Source organism: Vibrio sp. V43_P6S15P86, from assembly GCF_009904725.1.
Lineage (GTDB): Bacteria > Pseudomonadota > Gammaproteobacteria > Enterobacterales > Vibrionaceae > Vibrio > Vibrio diabolicus.
The window spans coordinates 1-3,564 of sequence record NZ_WXWT01000365.1 but is presented as its reverse complement, the minus strand read 5'-3'; the positions used below and the strand labels follow the sequence as shown (position 1 = coordinate 3,564).

Genomic DNA, 3,564 nt, shown 5'->3' with positions numbered 1-3,564 from the left:
ATTTTACCTTCCATATACCTCTTACCGTTTTAACTCTCTATAGTTAATCATTATTAATCGCATAAGAATCAAAGAAGTAGAGTAATTGATCTACTTGCTTCACGTTTATTTAAACGCACGTTTGATAAATTTAACAAATTCATTACAATGCATCAGGTCAGACCTCTTGTATTTAAGGAGAAACAATGGGCAAGCAGGAAGTAAAAACACGCAATGGTGAGCGTGTCGCTATTGTCGCGGGGCTTCGAACTCCCTTTGCTCGTCAAAGCACGGAATTTAGCCAAGTGCCAGCGGTCGATTTAGGGAAAATGGTAGTAAGCGAAATGCTTGCTCGAACAGATATTGATCCGAAGCTAATCGAACAAGTGGTATTTGGACAAGTAGTACAAATGCCTGAAGCGCCAAACATCGCACGAGAAATCGTGTTAGGCACCGGTATGAACATCCATACTGATGCTTACAGTGTGACTCGTGCGTGTGCAACGAGTTTTCAAGCTGCGGTCAATGTCGCAGAAAGCATCATGGCGGGAACCATCGATATCGGTATTGCTGGTGGTGCAGACTCTTCTTCCGTCCTGCCTATTGGCGTATCTAAGAAACTGGCCGCTAATCTGCTTGCTCTAAGTAAGACAAAAACAATGGGTCAGAAGCTTAGCATCCTCAAAAACTTGAGCTTTAAAGACCTTATGCCAGTGCCTCCTGCAGTAGCCGAGTACTCGACGGGCTTGTCGATGGGACAAACTGCGGAGCAAATGGCAAAGACGCATGGTATTTCTCGTGTAGAGCAGGATGCGCTAGCACATCGCTCTCATACGCTGGCTTCCCAAGCTTGGAAAGAAGGTAAGATCCAAGGTGAAGTGATGACGGCTTTTCCCGAACCATACAAAAAATGGATTTCGGAAGACAACAATGTCCGTCACGACTCAACCGTAGAAGGGTACGCGAAACTTCGACCTGCCTTTGATCGCCAGTATGGCAGTGTTACGGCAGCTAACAGTACGCCACTGACTGATGGTGGTGCTGCAGTGATGTTGATGCGCGAAGGTAAAGCGAAAGAGCTTGGCATGGAGATTCTTGGCTACATACGTGGCTACGCATTTTCAGCGATCGGTGTGGAAAAGGACATGCTGATGGGACCGACTTATGCCACAGCGAAAGTGCTAGAAAATACAGGCTTGGAATTGTCTGATCTGACGTTGATCGACATGCACGAAGCGTTTGCTGCGCAAGCATTGGCGAATGTGAAGATGTTTGCTTCAGATAAGTTTGCTCAAGAAAATCTAGGTCGTTCGAAAGCGATCGGTGAAATCGACATGGATAAGTTTAACGTGCTTGGTGGCTCAATCGCTTACGGTCACCCATTCGCGGCGACAGGTGCACGAATGATGACGCAAACCCTACGTGAACTGAAACGCCGTGGTGGCGGTATTGCATTGAATACCGCATGTGCAGCTGGCGGTCTTGGTGCAGCAATGATTCTGGAGGTTGAGTAATGAGCGAGCAAAAAGCATTTAGTCTAAAAGTTGATGAGCAGAATATTGCTTGGTTAGCGATTGACGTACCTAATGAAAAAATGAATACGCTACAGGCGGCTTTTGCTGATGAAATGAAAGAAATCTTTGCTCAGCTAAAAGACGCCAGTGGCATCAAAGGGATGATCATTCATTCCCTAAAACCGGACAACTTTGTCGCGGGGGCCGATGTTCGCATGCTAGAAGCGTGCACGACCGCAAGTGAAGCAGAAGCATTAGCGAGGCAAGGTCAAGAGCTATTCCAGCAGCTATCGGACTTACCATATCCTGTGGTTGCCGCTATTCACGGTCCATGTTTGGGCGGTGGTTTAGAGCTTGCTCTTGCATGTGATTATCGTGTTTGTACGGATTCAGATAAAACGCGTTTAGGCCTACCAGAAGTACAGCTTGGATTGCTGCCAGGTTCCGGCGGTACGCAGCGTCTGCCGCGTTTGATTGGCTTGTTACCTTCACTGGACTTGATCCTGACGGGTAAACAGCTTCGCGCAAAGAAAGCTAAAAAGCTGGGTGTGGTTGACGCCTGTGTCCCTGACACCATTTTGCTCGACGTAGCTAAACAGTTTATCGACAAAGGTAAAAACAAGGGTACGAAAAAGCTATCCACGAAAGAAAAAGTGATGTCGGGTAGCGGGTTAGGGCGCAAGTTTGTGTTTGAACACGCAGCGAAGAAAACCAATCAGAAAACTCGTGGTAACTATCCAGCAACGGTCGCGATTTTAGACGTTATTCAGCATGGTTTAGAGAAAGGTTTCGCCCAAGGACAAGAGCTTGAAGCGAAACGCTTCGGTGAGCTTGTGATGAGCTCTGAATCAAAAGCGCTCCGTTCTATCTTCTTTGCGACAACGGAAATGAAGAAAGAAAATGGTACGGATGCGAAACCCGCGCAAGTTCATAAAGTTGGCGTGCTTGGCGGTGGCTTGATGGGCGCAGGAATCAGCCATGTGTCTGTTGCAAAAGCGAAGGTGCCTGTCCGCATCAAAGACGTCAGCAACGATGGCGTTCTAAACGCACTCAACTACAACTACAAGTTATTCGAGAAACAGCGTAAACGTCGCATTCTATCAAAAGCCGATCTGCAAGCGAAAATGTTGCAATTGTCTGGCGGTGTCGACTTTACCAGCTTTAATCATATTGATGTCGTAATTGAAGCCGTTTTTGAAGACTTAGATCTTAAACAAAAAATGGTGGCGGATATTGAAGCGAATGCCAAGCCGGAAACCATCTTTGCGACCAATACCTCTTCGTTACCAATCCACAAAATTGCAGAAAAAGCGGAGCGTCCAGAAAACGTAGTGGGTTTGCATTACTTCAGCCCGGTAGAAAAAATGCCGTTGGTGGAAGTGATTCCGCATGAAACGACATCAGATGAAACCATTTCAACAGTCGTTGCACTTGCTAAAAAGCAAGGAAAAACCCCGATCGTAGTGAAAGACAAAGCGGGCTTTTACGTGAACCGCATTCTTGCGCCATACATGAACGAAGCGGCGCATATTCTGCTGGCTAACGAACCGATCGAAAAGATTGATACGGCGTTGCTTGATTTTGGTTTCCCTGTCGGCCCGATTACCTTACTGGATGAAGTCGGTGTCGACATTGGCGCGAAGATCATGCCGATTCTAGTCAATGAGTTAGGTGAGCGATTCAAAGGCCCGGACGTGTTCGATATCTTATTGAATGACGGTCGCAAAGGACGTAAGAGCGGGAAAGGTTTCTACACTTACAAAGGTAAGAAGAAAGAAGTCGATAAATCTATCTACAAGCTGCTTAAGCTCGATCCTGAATCTAAGCTGAGCGATAACGATATTGCGTTGCGCTGTGTACTACCAATGCTGAATGAAGCGGTACGTTGTTTGGATGACGGCATCATTCGCTCGCCACGTGATGGTGATATTGGTGCAATATTTGGCATTGGTTTCCCTCCATTCTTGGGCGGTCCATTCCGTTATATGGATCAGTTTGGCATTAAAGAACTGGTTGAGAAAATGAATGAGTTTGCATCGAAGTATGGCGATCGTTACGCACCGTGTGATGG

General features: G+C 46.6%; 2 protein-coding genes. Both read left to right on the top strand.

Features of this window, described 5'->3' with window-relative positions; genetic code table 11:
- Nucleotides 1-185 precede the first annotated feature (185 nt).
- The gene (gene fadI / locus CAG69_RS16675) at nucleotides 186-1,493 is read left to right on the top strand and encodes an acetyl-CoA C-acyltransferase FadI (RefSeq protein ID WP_161445242.1); all 1,308 of its coding nucleotides are present in this window, start codon (nucleotides 186-188) and stop codon (nucleotides 1,491-1,493) included.
- A partial coding sequence (fadJ, locus tag CAG69_RS16670) for a fatty acid oxidation complex subunit alpha FadJ (RefSeq protein WP_161445240.1) occupies nucleotides 1,493-3,564 on the top strand: 2,072 nt, incomplete at its 3' end. The genes fadI and fadJ, both read left to right, overlap by 1 nt.

What these genes read in the sequence shown, in the direction of transcription:
- fadI (WP_161445242.1), top strand. Translation starts at nt 186, where the DNA reads ATGGGCAAGCAGGAAGTAAAAACACGCAATGGTGAGCGTGTCGCTATT.